Source organism: Lentzea sp. NPDC004789 (genome assembly GCF_053601075.1).
This window is the reverse complement of sequence record NZ_JBSGBE010000006.1, coordinates 88,814-109,066: the sequence shown is the minus strand read 5'-3', so window position 1 is coordinate 109,066 and position 20,253 is coordinate 88,814. Positions and strand designations below refer to the sequence as shown.

At 68.3% G+C, this 20,253-nt stretch carries 22 protein-coding genes; 14 read left to right on the top strand and 8 right to left on the bottom strand.

Annotation, left to right across the window (positions count from 1 at the left end; translation table 11 throughout):
• The first annotated feature begins 24 nt into the window (after window positions 1-24).
• Window positions 25-2,847, top strand: a complete 2,823-nt coding sequence (locus ACWEIJ_RS15680) for a vitamin B12-dependent ribonucleotide reductase (RefSeq protein WP_449837870.1) — start codon at window positions 25-27, stop codon at window positions 2,845-2,847.
• A 52-nt stretch (window positions 2,848-2,899) separates the two neighbouring features.
• Here ACWEIJ_RS15680 and ACWEIJ_RS15675 read toward each other — a convergent pair whose 3' ends face one another.
• On the bottom strand, window positions 2,900-3,778 hold the full coding sequence (locus tag ACWEIJ_RS15675) for a ComF family protein (protein WP_449837869.1): 879 nt from the start codon (window positions 3,776-3,778) through the stop codon (window positions 2,900-2,902).
• A gap of 176 nt (window positions 3,779-3,954) precedes the next feature.
• On the opposite strand from ACWEIJ_RS15675, the gene ACWEIJ_RS15670 reads away from it, so the two are divergent.
• Together ACWEIJ_RS15670 and ACWEIJ_RS15665 are read left to right on the top strand one after the other, a co-directional pair.
• Window positions 3,955-4,719, top strand: a complete 765-nt coding sequence (locus ACWEIJ_RS15670; RefSeq protein WP_449837868.1) for a DNA-processing protein DprA — start codon at window positions 3,955-3,957, stop codon at window positions 4,717-4,719.
• A gap of 52 nt (window positions 4,720-4,771) precedes the next feature.
• The gene (locus ACWEIJ_RS15665; protein WP_449837867.1) at window positions 4,772-5,323 is read left to right on the top strand and encodes a hypothetical protein; all 552 of its coding nucleotides are present in this window, start codon (window positions 4,772-4,774) and stop codon (window positions 5,321-5,323) included.
• Here the strand turns inward: ACWEIJ_RS15665 and ACWEIJ_RS15660 are convergent.
• On the bottom strand, window positions 5,298-6,086 hold the full coding sequence (locus ACWEIJ_RS15660; RefSeq protein ID WP_449837866.1) for a LysR family transcriptional regulator: 789 nt from the start codon (window positions 6,084-6,086) through the stop codon (window positions 5,298-5,300). The genes ACWEIJ_RS15665 and ACWEIJ_RS15660 overlap by 26 nt on opposite strands.
• A gap of 70 nt (window positions 6,087-6,156) precedes the next feature.
• Here ACWEIJ_RS15660 and ACWEIJ_RS15655 point away from each other — a divergent pair, with 70 nt between their 5' ends.
• Window positions 6,157-6,834 carry an SDR family oxidoreductase gene (locus ACWEIJ_RS15655; RefSeq protein WP_449837865.1) on the top strand — a complete coding sequence of 226 codons (678 nt, stop codon included), beginning with the start codon at window positions 6,157-6,159 and terminating at the stop codon, window positions 6,832-6,834.
• Between the two features lie 33 nt (window positions 6,835-6,867).
• Window positions 6,868-7,749 carry an ADP-ribosylglycohydrolase family protein gene (locus ACWEIJ_RS15650; protein WP_449837864.1) on the top strand — a complete coding sequence of 294 codons (882 nt, stop codon included), beginning with the start codon at window positions 6,868-6,870 and terminating at the stop codon, window positions 7,747-7,749.
• On the opposite strand, the gene ACWEIJ_RS15645 is transcribed toward ACWEIJ_RS15650, so the two are convergent.
• Window positions 7,746-8,204 carry a CGNR zinc finger domain-containing protein gene (locus ACWEIJ_RS15645; protein WP_449837863.1) on the bottom strand — a complete coding sequence of 153 codons (459 nt, stop codon included), beginning with the start codon at window positions 8,202-8,204 and terminating at the stop codon, window positions 7,746-7,748. The genes ACWEIJ_RS15650 and ACWEIJ_RS15645 overlap by 4 nt on opposite strands.
• A 45-nt stretch (window positions 8,205-8,249) precedes the next feature.
• Between ACWEIJ_RS15645 and ACWEIJ_RS15640 the strand changes: the two genes are divergently transcribed.
• The 3 genes from ACWEIJ_RS15640 to ACWEIJ_RS15630 are packed head-to-tail and all read left to right on the top strand — an operon-like array spanning window position 8,250 to window position 12,291.
• Window positions 8,250-9,086, top strand: coding sequence for an alpha/beta fold hydrolase (locus ACWEIJ_RS15640; protein WP_449837862.1), 837 nt, complete (start codon window positions 8,250-8,252; stop codon window positions 9,084-9,086).
• 51 nt (window positions 9,087-9,137) lie between these two features.
• Window positions 9,138-11,624 (top strand): PEP/pyruvate-binding domain-containing protein, encoded by a 2,487-nt coding sequence (locus ACWEIJ_RS15635; protein ID WP_449837861.1) that lies wholly within the window; start codon window positions 9,138-9,140, stop codon window positions 11,622-11,624.
• A 10-nt stretch (window positions 11,625-11,634) separates the two neighbouring features.
• On the top strand, window positions 11,635-12,291 hold the full coding sequence (locus tag ACWEIJ_RS15630) for an EcsC family protein (protein ID WP_449837860.1): 657 nt from the start codon (window positions 11,635-11,637) through the stop codon (window positions 12,289-12,291).
• On the opposite strand, the gene ACWEIJ_RS15625 is transcribed toward ACWEIJ_RS15630, so the two are convergent.
• Window positions 12,288-13,046, bottom strand: a complete 759-nt coding sequence (locus ACWEIJ_RS15625) for a bestrophin-like domain (RefSeq protein ID WP_449837859.1) — start codon at window positions 13,044-13,046, stop codon at window positions 12,288-12,290. The two genes, ACWEIJ_RS15630 and ACWEIJ_RS15625, sit on opposite strands and share 4 nt — an antisense overlap.
• Before the next feature lie 315 nt (window positions 13,047-13,361).
• Between ACWEIJ_RS15625 and ACWEIJ_RS15620 the strand changes: the two genes are divergently transcribed.
• From ACWEIJ_RS15620 to ACWEIJ_RS15610, 3 genes are all read left to right on the top strand, one after another.
• Entirely contained in the window at window positions 13,362-14,318 is a 957-nt protein-coding gene (locus ACWEIJ_RS15620) for a DUF6923 family protein (RefSeq protein ID WP_449837858.1), read from the top strand.
• A 186-nt stretch (window positions 14,319-14,504) separates the two neighbouring features.
• The gene (locus tag ACWEIJ_RS15615) at window positions 14,505-14,666 is read left to right on the top strand and encodes a hypothetical protein (RefSeq protein WP_355447665.1); all 162 of its coding nucleotides are present in this window, start codon (window positions 14,505-14,507) and stop codon (window positions 14,664-14,666) included.
• A 143-nt stretch (window positions 14,667-14,809) separates the two neighbouring features.
• Window positions 14,810-15,238 carry a CBS domain-containing protein gene (locus ACWEIJ_RS15610; RefSeq protein WP_449837857.1) on the top strand — a complete coding sequence of 143 codons (429 nt, stop codon included), beginning with the start codon at window positions 14,810-14,812 and terminating at the stop codon, window positions 15,236-15,238.
• A gap of 117 nt (window positions 15,239-15,355) precedes the next feature.
• Here the strand turns inward: ACWEIJ_RS15610 and ACWEIJ_RS15605 are convergent, their stop codons facing one another.
• Window positions 15,356-15,511, bottom strand: a complete 156-nt coding sequence (locus tag ACWEIJ_RS15605) for a hypothetical protein (protein WP_449837856.1) — start codon at window positions 15,509-15,511, stop codon at window positions 15,356-15,358.
• 199 nt (window positions 15,512-15,710) lie between these two features.
• Between ACWEIJ_RS15605 and ACWEIJ_RS15600 the strand changes: the two genes are divergently transcribed.
• Genes ACWEIJ_RS15600 through ACWEIJ_RS15590 form a run of 3 tightly spaced genes read left to right on the top strand, consistent with a single transcriptional unit; the run spans window position 15,711 to window position 18,077 of the window.
• Window positions 15,711-16,481 carry a Tat pathway signal sequence domain protein gene (locus tag ACWEIJ_RS15600; RefSeq protein ID WP_449837855.1) on the top strand — a complete coding sequence of 257 codons (771 nt, stop codon included), beginning with the start codon at window positions 15,711-15,713 and terminating at the stop codon, window positions 16,479-16,481.
• Window positions 16,481-17,446 carry a DUF3500 domain-containing protein gene (locus ACWEIJ_RS15595; protein ID WP_449837854.1) on the top strand — a complete coding sequence of 322 codons (966 nt, stop codon included), beginning with the start codon at window positions 16,481-16,483 and terminating at the stop codon, window positions 17,444-17,446. Before ACWEIJ_RS15600 ends, ACWEIJ_RS15595 begins: the two co-directional genes overlap by 1 nt.
• Window positions 17,424-18,077, top strand: a complete 654-nt coding sequence (locus ACWEIJ_RS15590) for an endonuclease V (RefSeq protein ID WP_449837853.1) — start codon at window positions 17,424-17,426, stop codon at window positions 18,075-18,077. The genes ACWEIJ_RS15595 and ACWEIJ_RS15590 overlap by 23 nt, the downstream gene beginning before the upstream one ends.
• On the opposite strand, the gene lspA is transcribed toward ACWEIJ_RS15590, so the two are convergent.
• The 3 genes from lspA to ACWEIJ_RS15575 all read right to left on the bottom strand — a co-directional run bounded on the left by lspA (window position 18,049) and on the right by ACWEIJ_RS15575 (window position 20,221).
• Window positions 18,049-18,534 carry a signal peptidase II gene (gene lspA, locus ACWEIJ_RS15585; RefSeq protein WP_449837852.1) on the bottom strand — a complete coding sequence of 162 codons (486 nt, stop codon included), beginning with the start codon at window positions 18,532-18,534 and terminating at the stop codon, window positions 18,049-18,051. The two genes, ACWEIJ_RS15590 and lspA, sit on opposite strands and share 29 nt — an antisense overlap.
• Before the next feature lie 51 nt (window positions 18,535-18,585).
• On the bottom strand, window positions 18,586-18,756 hold the full coding sequence (locus ACWEIJ_RS15580) for a hypothetical protein (protein ID WP_449837851.1): 171 nt from the start codon (window positions 18,754-18,756) through the stop codon (window positions 18,586-18,588).
• 157 nt (window positions 18,757-18,913) lie between these two features.
• Window positions 18,914-20,221 (bottom strand): 6-phospho-beta-glucosidase, encoded by a 1,308-nt coding sequence (locus ACWEIJ_RS15575; protein WP_449837850.1) that lies wholly within the window; start codon window positions 20,219-20,221, stop codon window positions 18,914-18,916.
• Between the last annotated feature and the right edge of the window lie 32 nt (window positions 20,222-20,253).

Genomic DNA, 20,253 nt, shown 5'->3' with positions numbered 1-20,253 from the left:
GCACCAGCACGAGGGAGATCCACCGTGACCGAGACCGTCGGCGGCTCAGCGAAGAAGACAGCCGCACGGGCGGCTGCCAAGCCTGCCGCGCTGAAGGTCCAGCGCGTCTACACCACCGAAGGCCGCCACCCCTACGACGAGGTCACCTGGGAGCGCCGCGACGTCGTCATGACGAACTGGCGTGACGGCTCGGTGAACTTCGAGCAGCGCGGTGTCGAGTTCCCCGAGTTCTGGTCGGTGAACGCCACCAACATCGTCACCAGCAAGTACTTCCGCGGTGCGGTCGGCAGCGACAAGCGCGAGCAGTCGCTGCGCCAGCTGATCGACCGCGTGGTGAAGACCTACGTGGGCGCGGGCAAGGAGCACGGCTACTTCGCGAACGACGCGGACGCCGAGATCTTCGAGCACGAGCTCACCTACATGCTTCTGCACCAGGTGTTCAGCTTCAACTCGCCGGTGTGGTTCAACGTCGGCACGTCCTCGCCGCAGCAGGTCAGCGCGTGCTTCATCCTCGCGGTCGACGACACGATGGAGTCGATCCTGAACTGGTACCGCGAGGAGGGCCTGATCTTCAAGGGCGGCTCCGGTGCCGGCCTGAACCTCTCGCGCATCCGTTCGTCGAAGGAGCTGCTGTCCTCCGGCGGCACCGCCTCCGGCCCGGTCTCGTTCATGCGCGGCGCCGACGCGTCCGCGGGCACCATCAAGTCCGGTGGCGCCACCCGTCGTGCCGCGAAGATGGTCGTGCTCGACGTCGACCACCCGGATGTCGAGGAGTTCATCGAGACCAAGGCGCGCGAAGAGGACAAGATCCGCGCGCTGCGCGACGCCGGGTTCGACATGGACCTCGGCGGCGCGGACATCGTGTCGGTGCAGTACCAGAACGCGAACAACTCGATCCGCGTGTCGGACGAGTTCATGCACGCCTACGAGAACGGCTCGGACTTCGGCCTGCGCGCCCGCCAGACCGGTGAGGTCATCGAGCGCGTCGACGCCAAGACGCTGTTCGGCAAGCTCGCGAAGGCCGCGTGGGAGTGCGCCGACCCCGGCATCCAGTACGACGACACGATCAACGACTGGCACACCTGCCCCGAGTCGGGCCGCATCACCGCGTCCAACCCGTGCTCGGAGTACATGCACCTGGACAACTCCAGCTGCAACCTCGCGTCGCTGAACCTGCTCAAGTTCCTCGGTGACGACGGCAAGTTCGACGCCGTCACGTTCGCCAAGGCCGTCGAGCTGATCATCACCGCGATGGACATCTCGATCTGCTTCGCGGACTTCCCGACCGAGCCGATCGCGGACACCACCCGCAAGTTCCGCCAGCTCGGCATCGGCTACGCCAACCTCGGCGCGCTGCTGATGGCGACCGGCCACGCGTACGACTCCGAAGGCGGCCGCGCGCTCGCCGCGACCATCACCTCGTTGATGACCGGTGTGTCGTACCGCCGTTCCGCGGAGCTCGCCGGCATCGTCGGCGCGTACGAGGGCTACAAGCGCAACGAGACCGCGCACCAGCGCGTCATGCGCAAGCACGCCGCCGCCAACGACCTGATCCGCACCTACCACGCGAACGACTCGGCGGTGCACAAGGTCGCGACCGAGGCGTGGCAGCAGGCGCTGGAGATCGGCGCGAAGAACGGCTGGCGCAACGCTCAGGCGTCCGTGCTGGCCCCCACCGGCACCATCGGCCTGATGATGGACTGCGACACCACCGGTATCGAGCCGGACCTGGCCCTGGTCAAGTTCAAGAAGCTCGTCGGCGGCGGCTCGATGCAGATCGTCAACCAGACGGTGCCGCGCGCGCTGAAGGCGTTGGGCTACCAGGAAGAGCAGATCGAGGCGATCGTCGAGTACATCGGCGAGCACGGCCACGTCGTGGACGCGCCCGGCCTGCGCCGCGAGCACTACGAGGTCTTCGACTGCGCGATGGGCGAGCGTTCCATCGCGCCCATGGGCCACGTGCGGATGATGGCGGCCACGCAGCCGTTCCTGTCCGGCGCGATCTCCAAGACGGTCAACATGCCGGAGACGGCGACCGTCGAGGACGTCGAGGAGATCTACTACCAGGGCTGGAAGCTCGGCCTGAAGGCGCTCGCGATCTACCGCGACAACTGCAAGGTCGGCCAGCCGCTGTCGGCCGGCAAGTCCGCCAAGGCCGCCGACGAGAAGAAGTCCTCCGAGGCCGTCGTCGAGTACCGCCCGGTCCGCAAGCGCCTGCCGAAGAAGCGCCCGTCGCAGACCGTGTCGTTCACGGTCGGTGGCGCCGAGGGCTACCTGCACGCCGGTTCGTACCCCGACAACGGCCTCGGCGAGATCTTCGTCAAGCTGGGCAAGCAGGGCTCGACGCTGGCCGGTGTGATGGACGCGTTCTCGATGTCCATCTCGGTGGGTCTGCAGTACGGCATCCCGCTGGAGTTCTACGTCTCGAAGTTCCAGAACCTGCGCTTCGAGCCGGCGGGCATGACCGACGACCCGGACGTGCGGATCGCGACCTCGGTGCTCGACTACCTGTTCCGCCGCCTGGCGCTGGACTACCTGCCGTACGACAAGCGCGCGCAGCTCGGCATCTTCACCGCCGACGAGCGTTCCGCGCAGGTCGCGGGCGAGTACGGCGCGCCCACGTCGTCCGAAGTGGACATCGAGGGCCTGCGCGGGTCGGTGGAGGCCGCTCCGGCTCAGGCCGAGGCCGCCGCGCCGAAGCAGGTCGGCAGCTCGACGGAGCTGCTGGAGCTGCACCTGGGCAAGGCCGCTGACGCGCCGCTGTGCATGACGTGCGGCACGAAGATGCGTCCGGCCGGGTCCTGCTACCTGTGCGAGGGCTGCGGCAGCACCTCCGGCTGCAGCTGATCTGACGCGGTGGGGGACCGGTTTCACGCCGGTCCCCCACCGATGAACCCGGCTAAGGCGTCATGTTCCTGACGCCGGCCAGGCCGAGCGCGGTCTTGGCTCCTGCGCGTTTGGCCGCGCTGGCGAGACCCGCCATCGTGTGGCCGGTCTCGTAGAAGTCGTCGACGATCAACACGGTTTGACCGTCGAGGTCCTCTTTGATCGTGAACTCGTTCCGCAGCGCTTCTCGCTCGAAGCGGGTCATGTTCTTGGCAGGCGTTCTCCGGCCGCTCTTCGGGACGACTTCCACGAGTGGAATGCCGAGATCGCGCGAGAGCTGGACGCCCATTCGCTGACTGGTGGCCCAGACGTCTGGACGGTGACCGGGAACCGGCACGATGCGGGTGCTGTTGATCAGCCACTGATGTCTCACCACGACCTCGCAGAGCCGGTCGCACAATTCCATTCCCGCCTCGCGGCTCGCGGCGGACGAGGTACCTCCGTAGCCCTTCGCCTTTCTGACGAGTTCACCTGCCGGCGTGCATCGCAGCTCGTCGGGTCCGATTCGGTCCTGGTAGAAGTCGAGTGCGATGGCCGCGTCGAGCAGTCGTGGCGGCTTCACCTTCATCTCGATCACCAGAACCTCCTGCAGCAGCTGGAGGAAGTCCTTCAGATCTGCGGGAGGGGTGAAGTCGAACCTGATCCGGTGAGGTAGGTCCACATCGTTCGGCCACGAGGGCATGACCTTGGCCCGCGGGAGGGCTCCGACGATGTGCAGAGATGTTTCCGGCGAACCGCGGTATTTCAAGAGCCAGTTCGAGCCCGACTGTTCGAGCTTTGACGCCTCGAGCCGGTTGGCACGGCGATCTGGGATGAAGCGGTCTCGTTGGGCCAAGCGTGAAACCCCCTGTGGCGAACGTCCCTCTCGGCACTGAGCCTTCCACGCCGGCAAGGCGCTGTGGGAGAGTTCCGGAAATCTCCGTTGGAGGCATTTCCTCAGCACAGCGGCAATCCAGTTGGGGTGGGACCTTGGTGAGCAAGCCTGATCTGCTTCTCGCGCTGCTCGCTCCGCGTGCGGCGGGAGGGGCTCGTCATGCAACTCGGAGCATGTTGTCCGGCCGAGCGCAGTTGCTCGATCAGATCGAGAAGCTGCCTCAGGCTGAACGGGACGAAGCGGCGGAAACCGCAGAACGCCTGTGGAACCAGGGGTACGCGGCACTGCTGTGCGATGATCCCCAGTACCCAGATCGCCTGCGCAGGTTCGCGGGTGCTCCGCCGGCTCTGTTCTGCCAAGGCGACATCGACCTGCTGAGCACGGTGTCCGTGGCTGTCTGCGGGTCGAGGGCAGCGGGCGACAACGGGCTTCGCGCCGCTCGTGCCTGTGGAGAGGAAGCAGCCCGTTTCGGTGTCACCGTCGTGTCCGGTTATGCCAAAGGCGTGGACACGGAGTCCCATCTGGCCGTGCTGAGGGCAGGCGGATCGACTGTTGCCGTGCTCGCGGAAGGCGTCGATCACTTCCGCCTGAAGGTGCCCTACCGAGAACTGTCTGCGGACGTGGCGCGCCGACTGCTCGTGGTGTCCCAGTTCCCGCCGAGGCAACGGTGGACGGCGGGCGCCGCGATGACGCGCAATCAGGTGATCACGGGTTTGTCGCACGCCGTCGTGGTGATCGAGGCGGGCGAGTCCGGGGGCACGATGAAAGCAGGCGAGGTCGCGTTGCGCGGCGAACGTCCGCTGCTCGTGCTCGACGGGCGAAGCGGTTCGTTCCCCGGAAACGAGCGACTGATCGCGGCGGGAGGGCACAGGGTGACCACTCGTGCGGAGCTGGCCGATCAGTTCCGGCGCCTCAGCGCGGAGCCACCCCCTCCGCTGGCGTTGTGGGACGTGCGGTGACGTGACGAAGGCGATTGCGGTTCACCTCGGCACAACTGGTAGAACAACGCGAGTGCGCTCGTTCGACGACTTACGCGGTTACCTGCTCGGCCAGCTGAACGCGGCTGTCCGGCGCCCCGGCATGTACGGCGGCGAGCCGGTGATCCTCACCCTGCTCGACGCGCTGGCGTTCGCCGACGACCGCACGGACCGGTGGCAGGTCGAGCTCGACGCCCTCGTCGCGCGCGGTGCCGCCAACGCGGCGATGGTGAGCGGCGCGGTGCACGAGGTGCTCGGGCACCGCAGCGAGGACGTCATGGCCTCGGTGTACGCGGATCTCGCGCACCGGCAGGGCTGGTTGTCGCTCGACGCGGACAGCCGGATTCCCGGTGTGCTGGGCGAGCAGGACTGCGTGCTCGACGACGTGATCGCCGAGTACGGCGAGCCGCCGTTGTGGCTGGGCGGCACCAACCCGAAGTACTCGAAGACGCTCGGCTACCCGGACCGGTCGGGATCGCTGGTGTTCTTCCACTTCATGCCGGAGCTGCGGTTGATGGCGACGCGGCGTGGGGACGGCGCGTTCCGCGACAGCTTCGTGTTCACACCTGCCGGGCAATCTCGCTGAACTCCGCGATGAGCGGCGTGTGCCGGTGTTCGGCCCACGCCAGCGCGACCTCGTTCGGTGCGATGTCGTCGATCGGCACGTGCACCAGGTCGTCGCGCGAGTAGAAGACCGCGGTCGACAACGGCAGGATCGCCACCCCGCCGTGCATCGCCACGTGCTCCAGCTTCTCCTCCACGGACCGGAACCCCGGCGGGTCGGTGTGCTGCACGCGCCGCTCGCCGGACAGGTCCGTCTCCAGCACGCTCTCCTTGCCGGCCAACCGATGCGTCGCCGGCACCACCGCCATGCGCGGCTCGGTGAACAGCGGCACGACGCGCAACCCGTCCAGTGCGACCGGCAGCCGCACGTAGCTCACGTCCACGCGGCCGTCGTGGATCACCTCGACCTGGTCCTCCCACGTGGTGCGCAGGACGTCGACGCGCAGGCCGGGATGCCGCGACGCCAGCACGCGCACGGCGGGCGTCACGATCAGCCCCGGCATGAACCCGACCGTGAACGTGTCCGCCACGCCGACCCTCCGCAGCAACGCCGAGGCCTGCGCGAGCAACGGGCGTGCGTCGGCCAGCAGCTGCGCGCCGGCCGGGGTCAGCGTCGTGCCCTTCGACGACCGCTCGAACAGCCGCACCTTCAGCTCCGCCTCGAAAGCGCGGATCTGCCGCGACAGCACGGGCTGCGCGATGTGCAACGCCTCAGCCGCGCGGCCGAAGCTGAGGTGCTCCGCGACCGCCACGAAGTACCGCAGCTTCCGGAGGTCCAGGTCCATACCTCCAGGGTATGGCAGACGACCGGACAGGTCTTGGACCGCGCGCCGACCGCGGGAGCACGCTGGCACCATGAAATCCACACTGGACGGACAACGGGTCGCGATCCTCGGTGGCTCCTCGGGAATCGGCCTCGCCACGGCTCAGGCGGCACGGGACGCGGGCGCCGCGGTCACGATCGTCTCGCGCAAACCGCAGCCCCTGCCCGGCATCGCCACGCACGCAGCCGACCTGACCGACCCCGAGGCCGTCGCTGAGACGTTCCGCGCGCTCGGCGAGATCGACCACCTCGTCTACACGGCGGGGGAGCCGCTGGAGCTGATGGAGATCAGCGCGCTCGACCGGGACCGCGCGCGAACCTTCTTCGGTCTGCGGTACTTCAGCGTGCTCGACGCGGTGAAGGCGGCGGACGTCACCACCTCGATCACGCTGACCACGGGCATCGCGAAGGACCGGCCGGGACCGGGCTGGGCGGTCGCGGCGAGCGTCTGCGGCGCGGTCGAGGCGCTGACGAAGGCCCTTGCGGTCGAGCTCGCGCCGGTGCGGGTCAACGCGGTCAGCCCCGGCGTGGTGCGCAGCCCGTTGTGGGGGCCGGACGCCGAGCAGCTCTACGCCGACGTCGGCAGGACGCTGCCACTGGGGCGGGTCGGCGAGGTCGAGGAGATCGCCCACGCGTACCTGTACCTGATCACGCAGCCGTGGACCACCGGCACGGTCCTCACGGTCGACGGCGGCACCGTGATCGCCTGAAATCCGCTGCGCGGCAAGGTAAAATCGCACGTGATGCGCATAGTTCTGCATGCACGTGCGCGCCTGGACCTCGCATACCGCTCGCTCGACGGGCTCTCCGTCGGCGACGCTCTGGGCGCACAGTTCTTCATGGCCGGCCGCTCGCTGTCCGACCTCGTGGCCGGCAAGCCGCCACGAGGGCCCTGGGAGTGGACCGACGACACCGAGATGGCCTGCAACCTCGTCACCGAGCTGCGTGACCACGGCGACATCGACCCCGACCGGCTCGCGGCGACGTTCGCCGACCGTTGCGAGCCCTATCGCGGTTATGGCGCAGGGGCCTTCACCATCCTGCGCAAGATCCGGCAGGGCACGCCGTGGAAAGAAGCGGCCGCGAGCGCGTTCGACGGCCAGGGATCGTGCGGCAACGGCGCCGCCATGCGGATCGCACCGCTCGGCGCGTACTTCGCCGACGAGCCGGAAACCCTGACGGTGAAAGCGATCCAGGCCAGTGAGGTCACCCATCAGCATCCGGAGGGCATCGCGGGCGGTGTGGCCGTGGCGCACGCCGCGGCCATCGCGGCGAGAGCACGCCTGACAGGCGCGGAACAAGATCTCCTCGGCGGCGTGCTCGACCGCCTCGACGGGAACTCGTTCGTGCGCAAGGGGATCGAGAAGGCGCGCAAGATCGCCACCGCCGAGGAGGCCGCGTACGTCCTCGGCAACGGTTCCCGCGTCACGGCTCAGGACACGGTCCCGTTCACGCTGTGGGTGGCGGCGCACCACCTCGGTGACTACCGCGCGGCCATCACGACCTGCGTGCGGGCCGGGGGAGACGTCGACACCACCGCCGCGATCGTGGGCGGCATCATCGCCACGCCACCGCCGGAGTGGGTCGCCGAACGCGAAGCCCTTCCGGACTGGGCGCAGCGCTAGTCCTTGTGCCGCTGGTAGTACCGCGCCACCCGCACCCGGTTCCCGCACGTCGCGGGATCGCACCACCGGCGTCGCGGGTGCGCGGGCACGAACAGCAGCCGGCACCCCGGTGCCTCGCACGTCTTCACCTTCCGCGCGGCCGGTGACGCCAGCAGTTCCGCCGCCGCGCCCGCCAGCAGTGCGAGCCCCCGTGCGACCTCGTCGCCTTCTCGTTCGCGCCTGACCTCCACCGCGCCGGACCACGTCAGCACCTCGAACGACGGAGCACCGCGCAGGGCGGCGTTCAACGGCGCCAGGTCCGGCTCCAGGCCGTCCCGCACCGCGAGCACCGCCGCCTCGACCTGGCCGCGCAGTTCCCTGAACGCCTCCGACCAGGGCAGATCCTGCGACGACAACCACTCCTTCAAGCGGTCGTCCTCGGCCGTGAGCGTGTTGACGAAGTCGATCGCGAGCACAAACTAACTGTACATCATCCAACTTACCCATTAGCCTAATGCGTCATGACGACAAAGAAGCATGTGACACGGCACCGGTTCGCCGACGTCGACGGCATCAAGGTCTTCTACCGGGAGGCCGGCGACCCGGATGCGCCCAAGCTTCTGCTGCTGCACGGCTTCCCGTCTGCCTCGCACCAGTACGCGCGGCTCATCGAGGAGCTCAAGGACGACTTCCACGTCGTCGCGCCCGACAACCCCGGTTCCGGGCACAGTGACGCGCCCGAGCGGCCCTACACGTTCGACTTCCTCGCCGACACCCTCGAGAAGTTCCTGCGGACCATCGGTTTCACGGGCTTCCGGATGTACGTCTTCGACTTCGGCGCCCCGGTCGGCTTCCGCGTCGCCACCCGCCACCCCGAGTGGGTCGAGGGTCTGATCGTGCAGAACGGCAACGCCTACGAGGACGGCCTGTCGGACCTCGCTCGCGGCTTCATCGCCAACCGCGACCCGCAGGCCGCCCGCGGCATGCTCGCGCTGGAGTACACCAGGTTCGGCTACCTCGAAGGCGCGCGCGACCCCGAGACGATCTCGCCCGACACCTGGACGCTGGACCAGCACTACCTCGACCTGCGCCCGGAACCGCAGGTCGACCTCGCTCTCGACTACCACTCCAACGTGGCCAAGTACCCGGAATGGCAGGCGTACCTGCGCGAGCACCGGCCGCCGACGTTGATCGTGTGGGGCAAGGGCGACCCGTTCTTCCTCGTGCCCGGCGCGACGGCGTACCTGCGCGACCTGCCGGACGCGCAGCTGCACCTGCTCGACACCGGGCACTTCGCGCTGGAGGAGGACCTGGCCGAGATCGCGGCTCTGATCAGGGGCTTTACCCCGGCGGTGTGATTTATTCATCACGTGTTGAGTTTTTGGCCGGACGCTCGTAGCCTCACGGTCATGGATGACTACTGCGTGGACTTCGGGGCCATCGACGGCACCATGCTCGCGACCGTGGGCGGCAAAGCCGCGAACCTCGGCGAGCTCACGAAGGCCGGTCTGCCGGTGCCGCAGGGCTTCTGCGTCACGACAGACGCCTACCGCGTCGTCGCGGAGGCGGACGAGCTCGCGAGGACCACGCCGGAGAACGCGCGCCGCACGTTGCTGGAAACCTCTGTGCCGCAGGAGATCCGGGACGCGATCGTGGCCGGGTACCGCAAGCTCGGTGACGGCGTTGCGGTGGCGGTGCGGTCCAGTGCCACGGCCGAGGACCTGCCGTTCGCGAGCTTCGCGGGCCAGCAGGACACGTTCCTGAACGTCGTCGGTGAGGACGCGGTGGTCGACGCGGTGCGCCGTTGCTGGGCGTCGCTGTGGACCGATCGCGCGGTCAGCTACCGCGAGACGAACGGCATCGACCACACCACCACATACCTCGCCGTTGTGGTGCAACGGATGGTGCAGTCCGCTGTCTCCGGCGTGATGTTCACCGCGAACCCGGTCACCGGCAAGCGCGACCAGATCGTCATCGACGCGAGCGCCGGCCTCGGCGAGGCGGTGGTGTCGGGCGCGGTCAACCCGGACCACTTCGTCGTCGACGGCGGTGAGATCGTGGAAAGGCGGCTGGGGGACAAGAGGTTCCTGATCCGCTCACTGCCCGGCGGCGGCACCGAGCACGTCGAGGTCGGGGAGAACGACGAACCGTGCCTGACCGACGGGCAGATCCACGCGCTCGCCGTCCTCGGCCGCAAGGTGCAGGCGCACTACGGGTCGCCGCAGGACACCGAGTGGGCGATCGACGCCGACGGCGAGCTGCACCTCACCCAGGCGCGGCCGATCACGACGCTGTTCCCGTTGCCGGACAACCCCGACGGCGGCGCGCACGTCTACTTCTGCTTCAGCCTCGCGCAGGGCCTCGAACGCCCGATCACGCCGATCGGCCGCGCGGCGTTCCGCGAGATCGCCAAGTCCGCCTTCGAGATCGTGATCGGCGACCCGGCGAGCAAGTCCTATGTGGAGACCGGCGAGCGCATTTTCTTCGACGTCACCAAGGTCCTGCAGAGCCGGGTGGGCCGCGAGTTCGTGACGCGGCTGCTCGGCGTGATGGAGGCACGCTCGTCCGAGGTGCTGCGCGGCCTGTTCGACGACCCGCGGTTCGCGATCAGGAACTCGTCTCCGACGCCCGCGCTCAGGCGGGTGCTGCGGCTCGCGCGCCGCTTCCACGTGCCGGTCATCGCGGCGAAAGCGTTGGTGAACCCGGAGAAGGCGGTGCGCGACGCGTTGCTGATGGAGCGCGAGGTCCTCGAGAGGTCCGCGTCCCTGTCGATCGAGCAGGCGCTGCGCCAGTGCGTCGTTCCCGTGCTGCCGCGGCTCGCGCCCACCGCCCTGATGGGCTTCGCGATGCTCGGCCTCGTCGGCAAGATCGTGAAGGTGCGGCCGGGCGAGCTCCAGACCGTGCTGCGCGGCCTGCCGAACAACATCACCACCGAGATGGACATGGCGATGTGGGATCTCGCGCAGGAGATCCGGCGCGATCCCGTTGCGCTGCGCCAGTTCCAGAACGGCGAACGCCCCGCGGCGCTCGACCGGTTCCTCGCGAGGTGGGGCCACCGGGCGGTCGCGGAGATCGACCTCGGCCTGCCCCGGTGGTCCGACGACCCGACGCACGTCATCGGCGTCGTGCGGAACTTCCTGCGCGTGGAGGACGAGAACGCCGCACCGGACGTGGTCTTCGCCCGCGGCGCCGCCGAGGCCGAAGCGATGATCGAGACCCTGGCTCGTCGCGCCCGGGGCCGCGGCTGGCTCGTGCGTTTCGCGTTGCGCCGCACCAGGTTGCTCGCCGGTCTGCGCGAGTACCCGAAGTACCTGGTCATCACGCTGTTCGGCGCGCTGCGGAAGCGGGTGTCCGAGATCGGCGCCCAGCTCGTCGCGGACGGCAGGCTCGACACGGCGGACGACGTCTTCTTCCTCGGCTTCGAGGAAATGCGCTCCACGCAAGGGGATCTGCGCGCGGTCGTGGCGGAGCGGCGAGAGGTCTACGAACGGGAGATGCGGCGCCGGCACATCCCGCGCGTGCTGCTGTCGGACGGCACGGAACCCGAAGCCGTGAGCCACGGCGCTCCGGCCGAGGGCGACCTCGTCGGCACCCCGGCGTCGGCGGGCACGATCACGGGCATCGCGCGGGTCGTGATGGACCCGGTCGGCGCGCACCTCGAACCCGGCGAGATCCTCGTGGCGCCGTCGACGGATCCGGGTTGGACGCCGTTGTTCCTGACGGCGGGCGGCCTCGTGATGGAGATGGGCGGGGCGAACTCGCACGGCGCGGTCGTGGCGCGCGAGTACGGGATTCCGGCGGTGGTGGGCGTCCGGGAGGCCGTGACGCGGATCAGGACCGGCGAGCGGATCACGGTGGACGGCAGTACCGGCGCGGTGACGACGCTGGACGCGTAATGTCGGGTTCGTGGCTGAGTCCAAAGGTGAGCTGAACAAGGTCCAGCAGGGCATCGCCGACTACTTGCTGCGCGCCGGAGTGGACGGGTTCGGCCCGTTCAAGAGCGCCCGCGAGGCCGCGTCCGACGCGCTGGTCAAGAAGGGCGACGAGACCGACGCGATCAAGCACCTGATCCGCACCCACGTGGCGCTGGCCGGCGCGCAGGGCTTCATCACGAACCTCGGCGGCCTGATCACGCTGCCGGTCTCGTTGCCGTCGAACGTCGCGGCCACCTACGTGATCCAGACGCACCTCATCGCGTCCATCGCGTCGTTGCGCGGCCACGACGTGGACAGCGAAGAGGTGCAGACGGCGATCCTGCTGTGCCTGCTGGGCAACGCCGGAACCGAGCTGTTCAAGAAAGTCGGCATCAAGCAGTTCACCAAGAAGGCCGCGTCGACACTCATCACAAAATACGGTACAAAGAAAATCGGCACCCTCGCGGCGAAGGGTGTTCCGGTACTGGGCGGCGTCATCGGTGGTGGCGTTGACGCCGCCTCTACCAGAGCGGTCGGCGCATTTGCAAATCGCTACTTCGCCAGCACGGACCCATTGCCGAAGGTCATCGACGGCGAGGTGCTGTCCGTGGAGATCGAAGACGCGGACGGAATGACCGATTCGCGCTAGCTCAGCCGGTCCAGTGCGGCGCTGAACGCGTCCGGCGTGATGTGCACACCCCCGCTGAACGGGTTCTGCAGCTGGTAGATGGCGAACAGCAGCAGAACGAGCGTCGAGCTCAGCGTCACCGTGATCAGCAGCTGCGAGATCAGGTTCGGCCCGCCGAACAGGTACGGGAACAGCAACGACAGCGCGGTGCCGATCAGCAGCGCGAGCCACACGACCGGGTTGACGCCGTTGCCCGCCGCGTCCAGCCGCTCCTGCCTGGCCTGGTAGACCTCCCACAGCTGGTTCGCGGCCTCGGTCTTGCGGTCCTGCTGCCAGTCGCCGTCCGGCGCCGCCGCCGCAATGGTCTCCCTGAGCTGGTTCAACGTGGTCCAGCCCTGGTTGGCGACGTTCTCGCCCTCGCGCATCCGCGGCCACTCGTCGTCCACGACGGTGGCGACGTAATCCCTGATCAGCTGCTCGACCTTGGACTTCGCGGGTTCGGGCAGCGAGTCGGACGCCCAGTCGACGGCGACGAGCGCGTTGGCCTCCTTCTGCACCTGTTCCCCGGCGTTGTTGGACGCGTCGAACAGCGAGATGAGGATGAACGCGACGAGTACGGCGTGCAGGCCCGCGACGATGCTGAACACCGAGCCGCCGGCGCCGAGGTTCTTCTCGCCGACCTCCTCCGAGCCGAACCGCCGTGTGACGACGACGATGATGGACGAGACTGCGGCCGCGCCGAGAACCCAGAGCAGGCCGGAGACGTAAATGCTCAATTCGGCTCCTTTCTGGTGTGCGATTAGACCACGGTCTACTGTGGCCGGTACAGCACGGTCTGGTTAACGAGTAATGGTCAGGTGGGAATGCGCGGCAACAGCAGAGATACCCGGTTGTCGTATTGGGCTGCTCCATCCCGGTGGCGACAGGATTTGCTCGTGTTGAGCGCGGTCTCGTCTCTGCTGGTGCTTTCCGTGCCGTTCACCAGCGCTGTTGCTCAGGCTGCACCGCCGAACTGTGACGCATTTCAAGTTCGTTCATCCGATCGGGGCGCACTGTCGATGTTCACGAAACTCGACGTGTCATCCGGTGGGGTGACGGAGATAGCTCGGCTGGACTACGCGGTGAACGCGCTGGGGTACTCCGCCGCGTTGGGCCGTCTGGTCGGACTCACCTCCAAGGGTCACGCCTGGTGGAAGAACCCGTCGCACGTCGTCCTGATCGACCAGAAGGGTGCGGTCAGCGATCTCGGAGCCGTTGACGCCCGCTGGTTCCGCACCGACGACGTGTCCGCGGGAACGGTCGTCGGCACCACGTTCTACGTGCGTGACAACGCACGCCTGCACTCGATCGACATCGACCCGGACAGCCCCTCGTACCTCAAGGTCGTGCGCACTGTCGTGCTGGACTGGCCCGCCCTCGCGCTCGACGACTTCACCGCCGGCCCGACCGGCGGGCTGACCGGTGTGTCGGCCGCGGGCCACGGCCCCGGCGAGGTCGTGTCGTTCGACCCGGCGACCGGGCGCGTGCTGAGCCGAAGGGAGATCAAGGACCTGCCCGGCAAGTCCACCTACGGCGCCGTGGTGATCGACTCCGCGGGCACGATCTTCGCCGTCAACAACGGTTATCAGGGCCGCAGCCGCGTCTACCGGATCACCGGCACCACCGCGGCCGAACTGTCGGCGGGCCCGCAGCAGGGCATGATCGACGCGGCGGGCTGCCTGCCGAACCCGATGCCGCCGCGCATCGACCCGCCCGCGCCCCGCCCCGAGGTGCCGCCTCCGCCGCCCGCCCCGAAACCGGCGCCGACTCCCTCGCGGACTCCGGCTCCGGTGGTTCCGCCGCCGCCGGTGACGACCACCGCGCCGTCGTCGTCCGCGCCGCCGCAGCCCGCCCCGGTGCACGCCGCACGGCAGAAACCCAAGCCTGTCAAGGAGATCGCGGTGCAGGCCGAGTCCACGCCGCTGACGAAGTCGCGCAAGTGGGCGATGGTCACGGTCGTCCTGGTGATGCTGGGCGCCGGCGCGGCGGCTGCGCGAGCTCGCCGATAAATCGGTTGGCGTGATCCGGCGGCGTCGCTACCGTTGCGGCATGTTCTTCATCTGATGAAGCCCGCAGCGCTCTCGACGCTGCCCTCATGACTCCGCTGTCGCCTCGGTGACCCTTCCGCGGGTCCTTCTTTCCACGGCCGTGTTCCGCCGTGTCCTTGCACGCCCTCTTCGTGAGGAGGCTTTGGCATGCCTGCCACCACTCCGCCCGATCCGTCCAACCGCGCTGCGCGCCGTGCGCAGAAGCGGGGCAAGACCGATCAGAACGCGCACTTCCCGCTGCCGCAGCAGCGAGTGCCGATGGTCCAGCCGCGCCAGTTCGCGACCCGTCGCCGCGGAGGAACCGCGTAGCCGACGCCGAACCAGGCGCGACGCCGCAGGGGACGCATTCACCCGAATGCGTCCCCTGCTCTCTTCGTGGCCTCGATCTCCCGTTCTGTCCGAATCCGATCTAGCCTGAGGTGCTACCGGACCGACAGGATCGGAGGCGCCAGATGAGGATCGCTGACGTTTTGCGGACCAAGGGATCTGCGGTCGCGACGATCGACCCGGACGTACCGATCACCGAGTTGCTCAGAGCCCTGGCCGAACACAACGTCGGCGCGATCGTGGTCGTCGGCCAGTCCGGCGTCGAGGGGATCGTGTCCGAACGCGACGTCGTGCGCCGTCTGCACGAATCCGGCGCTGACCTGCTGTCTTCACCCGTGTCGTCGATCATGACCGCCGACGTGTTCACCTGCTCCCCATCGGACACGGTGGACAGTCTCACGGTCGTCATGACCGAGCGGCGCTTCCGCCACGTGCCCGTGATGTCCGACGGTCAGCTGGTCGGCATCGTCAGCATCGGAGACGTCGTGAAGAGCCGGATCGGGCAGCTGGAGCAGTCGCAGGACCAGCTGCAGGCCTACATCGTCCAGGGCTGACCGCCTGGCCGACGACGCTTGATCGGGTGAATCCTGCCCAGGACTTCGCCGCTCGTGGACCCAGCCGAGGCGCGCAACCCCGTTGCGCGCCTCGGTGGCCACAACTGATATATCGGTTCATGAACCCCTGCTGGCCTGCGCGTACTGGAGCTTCAGGCCCGCGCCGACGTCGCCGGACTCGACCACCTGCTTGAGCGCGGCGAGGATGCCCTTCCGGGTCGTGTCCTGCTCGTAGTGCGCGACCCACCAGTGGTGGATCTGCTGAACGGGCACGGGGTTCAGGGTTGACCCGCTTCCGGCCCCGCGAGCACCAGATCGGCCTCGCGAAGCACGCCGAGGTGCGCGAGAGCACGCCATGTCTCGTGCGACCGATTGACTCTCGGGTCAGTCGATGATGTGATCACGCCCGCACCTGAGGTGGTGCAGACCTTTTCCCTAAATCCGCCGCCATGGATGTTGGGGAGGAACGAGCGTGGAGATCTCTCGGCGTTCGGCGTTGATCGGCGGAGTGGTGGCTGTTCCGCTGCTCGCGGCCGGTTCGGGCTTCGCGCAGGCGGCCGCCTGGAAGCTCAGGTGGAGTCCGCAGGCGAACAAGGACGGGCTCGGTGCCTTCGAGGGCGTCGAGGACGACCGGGCAGGGTCGCATCCGGGCACGAAGCACATCTACGTGTCGGGCAACGACTACCGGTTCGACATGCACACCCGCGACCGGGACACGTCGACCGACCGGCAGCGCAACGAGGTCCGCGGCATGAAGGCGGGCGGGCAGAACCTCGTGATCGACAACGGTGAGACGTGGAAGTGGACCTACTCCATGTTCATCCCGAGCTCGTTGAAGTCGACGACGTCGTTCACCCACATCATGCAGACCAAGATGCCCGGCCTCGGTTCCGCACCCGTGACGGTCATGTCGCTGCGCCGCACCAGTGGGGTGCAGAAGATCGAGTTCAAGGTCACCGAGGGCAACGTGCTCGTCGGCGAGGTCGACCTCGAACCGCTGCACAACAAGTGGATCGACACCGAGGTGGAGATCAAGGTCGGCAACGGCACCGGACGCGTGCGGTGGGTCGTCCGCGAAGGCGGCCGCACCGTGCTCGACGCGACGAAGAACAACGTCGACACGTGGCTCGACGACCGGCTGCGCCCCAAATGGGGCATCTACCGCTCGCTCGGCGACACCTCGGGCTCACTGCAGAACTGCTACCTGCTGCTCCGCAACCTCAAGGCCTATAAGTTCGAATGATGCTGCACGACGTCGCCGACGCCACGCACCAATATATTAGTTTGCTCGACGGTGACCAGCGCGAACACGGCATTCGCGCGGTCACCGACGACGACCTGAGGCACCGCTGGGCGTACACGCCCGGAGCACGAGCCGGGCTCGTGCTCGGCGAGCTCCGGCGTGACCAGCGCAAAGCCGTGCACGGGATGCTGGCCACCGTCCTCAGTCCGCACGCCTACGCGCAGGCCGCGGCGGTGATGGCGCTGGAGGACGTGCTCGACCACCGCGAGGGCGGACACCGCGACCGGCACAGCGGCGACTTCTGGACGGTTCTCTTCGGCACGCCGGGCGGCGACGAGCCGTGGGGATGGCGGGTCGAGGGGCACCACCTGTCCGTGAACGTCGTCGTCGCCGACGGCCGCGTCTCGGCGACGCCGTTCTTCCTCGGCGCCAACCCGGCCCGCGTCACCTACCGCGGCCGCGTCGTCGGCCAGCCGTTGCGGCTCGAAGAAGAACTCGCTCGCGAACTGCTCGACCGGATGGGCCCGACCGCGCGCCGCCTGGCCGTCGTGTCGGACACCGCGCCACACGACATCCGCAGCGGCAACTCCCCGCGCATCAGCCCGTCCGAACCCGTCGGCGTGACGCCGGCGCAGCTCGGCAAGCCGGCGGGGGAGTTGCTCGTCGACATCGTCCGCTTCTACCTCGACCGTCTCGCGTTCGAGCTCGCCGACGACGAGTTCGAACGCATCGACCTGGAGCGCCTGCACTTCTCGTGGGAGGGTTCGCTGCGCCGCGGCGAGGGCCACTACTACCGCGTCCAGGGCCCGGAGCTGCTCATCGAGTACGACAACACGGCCAACGAGGCCAACCACGTCCACACCGTCTGGCGGCGTCATTCGGGTGACTTCGGCGACGACCTCCTTGCCGCCCACTACGAGGCGTCACGGCACACTGTCGGTCGTGGAGTGGCCCAGAACAGTTGATGCCGCCGTCGCGCTGCAGGAACGCCTGCGCACCCAGGTGATCACCACCAGCGCCCCTGACCTGCGCGTGGACACCGTCGCCGGCCTCGACGTCGGTTACCGTAGCAATGACACAGTTGCGGGCGTCTGCGTGGTGTTCGATGCAAAGACGCTGGTCGTCCTGGACGAGGTGGTCGTCGGAGGTACGACGGACTTCCCATATATTGCCGGGCTCTTCGCGTTCCGCGAGATGCCGGTGCTGCTGCGGGCACTCGATCAGGTGACGGTCACCCCGGACCTGTTGGTCGCGGACGGTCAAGGCCTCGCGCACCCGCGCCGGTTCGGCCTGGCGTGCCATCTCGGTGTGCACACGGGCATCCCGAGCATCGGCGTCGCGAAGACCGCGATGGGCGAGTTCGACCCGCCCGGCCACGCCCGCGGGTCGACCAGCGACCTCGTCATGGACGGCGAGGTCGTGGGCAGGGCGCTGCGGACGCAGGACGGCGTGAAGCCGGTCTTCGTGTCGGTCGGCCACAAGATCGACCTGGACCGGGCGTGCGCCGAGGTGCTGCGTCTCGCCCCGCGCTACCGCCTGCCCGAGACCACCCGTCGCGCGGACGCGCTCACGAAGCAGGCTGCTTCGACGCGCTGAAGCTCAGCAGCACGAGCAAGATCGCGCCGCAGACCAGTGCGATGTCCGCGACGTTGCCGACGAACCAGCCGTTGTAGTCGATGAAATCGACGACGTGCCCGCGCGCGAAACCCGGCGGCCGGAACAGCCGGTCGAGCAGGTGCGTCGTCGCGCCACCGAGCATCATCGCGAGCGCGGTCGCCCGGAGCTTGGTCTGCGGCTGCAGTCCGTACCGAGCGAGCAGCACGACCGCGACGGCCGCGACGATGGTGAAGACCCACGTCGACCCCGCGCCGATCGAGAACGCGGCACCGGGGTTGTAGAGGAGCCTGAGCTGCAGGAACTCTCCGAGGATCGGGATGGGCGCGCGGCCGGTCAGCGCGCTCTCGGCCCAGAACTTCGTGGCCTGGTCCAGCAGCAGCACGAACACGGCGATGCCCATCACGAGCGGCGCGCGGCGAGAGGTGGTGGTGTCCATTTGCCGACGAGCGTAGTTAAGGACGACGCCGCTCGGCATCAGACCCCGCAATCAAGCGTTGGTCGTGTCCTGTGCGCTGAACGCCTCGGCGTCGTCGACCTCGGTCCCCGCGAGGAACTCCTCCTGCAGCGTTGCCGGCCGTTCGCCGGTGTCGTAGTCGGCGCAGATGCGCCACCGACATCTGGCACCCGTTCCGGCTCGCCTACGCCGAGCTCGACGCACCGGTGTTCCTGGCACTGCACGCACCCGGGCTGATCCGCGCCGGCGGACCGGCCAAGCAAGTGCTGGGGTTGTTGTTGAGCTGCCGCAACAGGTCGGTGTCCACGCTGCCGGAGCTAGCGCGGACACCACAGCATCTCGACGGTCGACAATGCGCCGGTCATCGTGCGCGGAACGCCCCGGCCAGGAACGGATGGCTGTCGACGATCTTCCGGGCGACGGTGACGCTGTCGACGAGCGGGTGCAACGCCAACGCTTTGACCGCATGTGCGCGCTCACCGCTGATGGCCGCCTGGATGGTGGCGCGCTCGACGACCTTCAGCGCGGTGACAAGACCGATGCCTTCGTCGGGCACCTGACTGACCGCGACAGGTCGTGCGCCGTTGGCGTCAACGAGGCTCGGGACCTCGACGATGGCGTCGGCATCCAGGCATGACAACGTTGTCTTGTTCGGCACGTTGAGGATCAGGGTGGTGCGTTTGTCGGACGCGATCGCATGCATCAGTTTGAGCGCGACCTGTTCGTAGCCACCGCCGTCGAGGTCGTTGGCGTCACGTTCGTCGTCGCGCGTCTCCGCCATGTAGGTCTGCTCGCGTTCGAGACGGGTTCGCTCCCAGCTCTCCAGCGACGGTGACGCGTAGAACTGTTTCTGCTGCTCTCGCAGAAACGCCCCACGTGACGCGCCGGACTCCACCGCCTCGCGCGTGAAGTAGTAGTAGTGCAGGTACTCGTTCGGGATGGCGCCCAACGTCCGCAGCCACTCCGCCCCGAAGAGCTTGCCCTCCTCGAACGACTCCAGCCGCGCGGTGTCCGCGAGCAGTTCCGGCAGCACATCGCGGCCGAGCACGTGAACGCCCCGCAACCAGCCCAGGTGATTGAGTCCGGCGTAGTCCAGCCAGGCGTCCTCAAGATCGACACCGACGGCGCGCGCCACCCGCCGGCCGAGTCCGACGGGGGAGTCGCAGATGCCGATGACGCGGTTGCCGAGATGCGCCGACATCGCCTCGGTCACCATGCCGGCCGGGTTGGTGAAGTTGATGACCCACGCGTCCGGCGCGTGAACTGATATACGACGTGCGATGTCGAGCGCGACAGGAACGGTACGCAGACCGTATGCGACGCCACCCGCGCCGACGGTCTCCTGTCCGAGCACACCGCAACCCGCCGCGACGCTCTCGTCGGCCGCGCGTCCGTCGAGCCCGCCGACCCGTATCGCGGAGAACACGAAGTCGGCCCCGCGCAGCGCCTCGTCCAGATCCGTCGACGCCGTCACGGCCACAGCAGCGGAACCCGTATCCGATATATCAGCCGCCAGCTCAGCGAGAACGCCGCTGACCGCCGCAAGTCGTGTGGCGTCGAGATCGTGCAGCACCACCTCGGTGACGCGGCCGGGCGACCGATCGGCGAGCAACGCGCGATATACCAGCGGTACCCGGAAGCCTCCGCCGCCGAGAATGACCAGCTTCATGCGCTCCCCGTGTCTGCTTCGGCCACGTCCGC

Bases quoted from the DNA above. Each gene is read 5' to 3' on its own strand.
- ACWEIJ_RS15660 (WP_449837866.1), bottom strand. From the start codon at position 6,086: ATGGACCTGGACCTCCGGAAGCTGCGGTACTTCGTGGCGGTCGCGGAG.
- ACWEIJ_RS15655 (WP_449837865.1), top strand. From the start codon at position 6,157: ATGAAATCCACACTGGACGGACAACGGGTCGCGATCCTCGGTGGCTCC.
- ACWEIJ_RS15650 (WP_449837864.1), top strand. From the start codon at position 6,868: ATGCGCATAGTTCTGCATGCACGTGCGCGCCTGGACCTCGCATACCGC.
- ACWEIJ_RS15640 (WP_449837862.1), top strand. From the start codon at position 8,250: ATGACGACAAAGAAGCATGTGACACGGCACCGGTTCGCCGACGTCGAC.
- ACWEIJ_RS15635 (WP_449837861.1), top strand. From the start codon at position 9,138: ATGGATGACTACTGCGTGGACTTCGGGGCCATCGACGGCACCATGCTC.
- ACWEIJ_RS15615 (WP_355447665.1), top strand. From the start codon at position 14,505: ATGCCTGCCACCACTCCGCCCGATCCGTCCAACCGCGCTGCGCGCCGT.
- ACWEIJ_RS15610 (WP_449837857.1), top strand. From the start codon at position 14,810: ATGAGGATCGCTGACGTTTTGCGGACCAAGGGATCTGCGGTCGCGACG.
- ACWEIJ_RS15595 (WP_449837854.1), top strand. From the start codon at position 16,481: ATGCTGCACGACGTCGCCGACGCCACGCACCAATATATTAGTTTGCTC.
- lspA (WP_449837852.1), bottom strand. From the start codon at position 18,534: ATGGACACCACCACCTCTCGCCGCGCGCCGCTCGTGATGGGCATCGCC.
- ACWEIJ_RS15575 (WP_449837850.1), bottom strand. From the start codon at position 20,221: ATGAAGCTGGTCATTCTCGGCGGCGGAGGCTTCCGGGTACCGCTGGTA.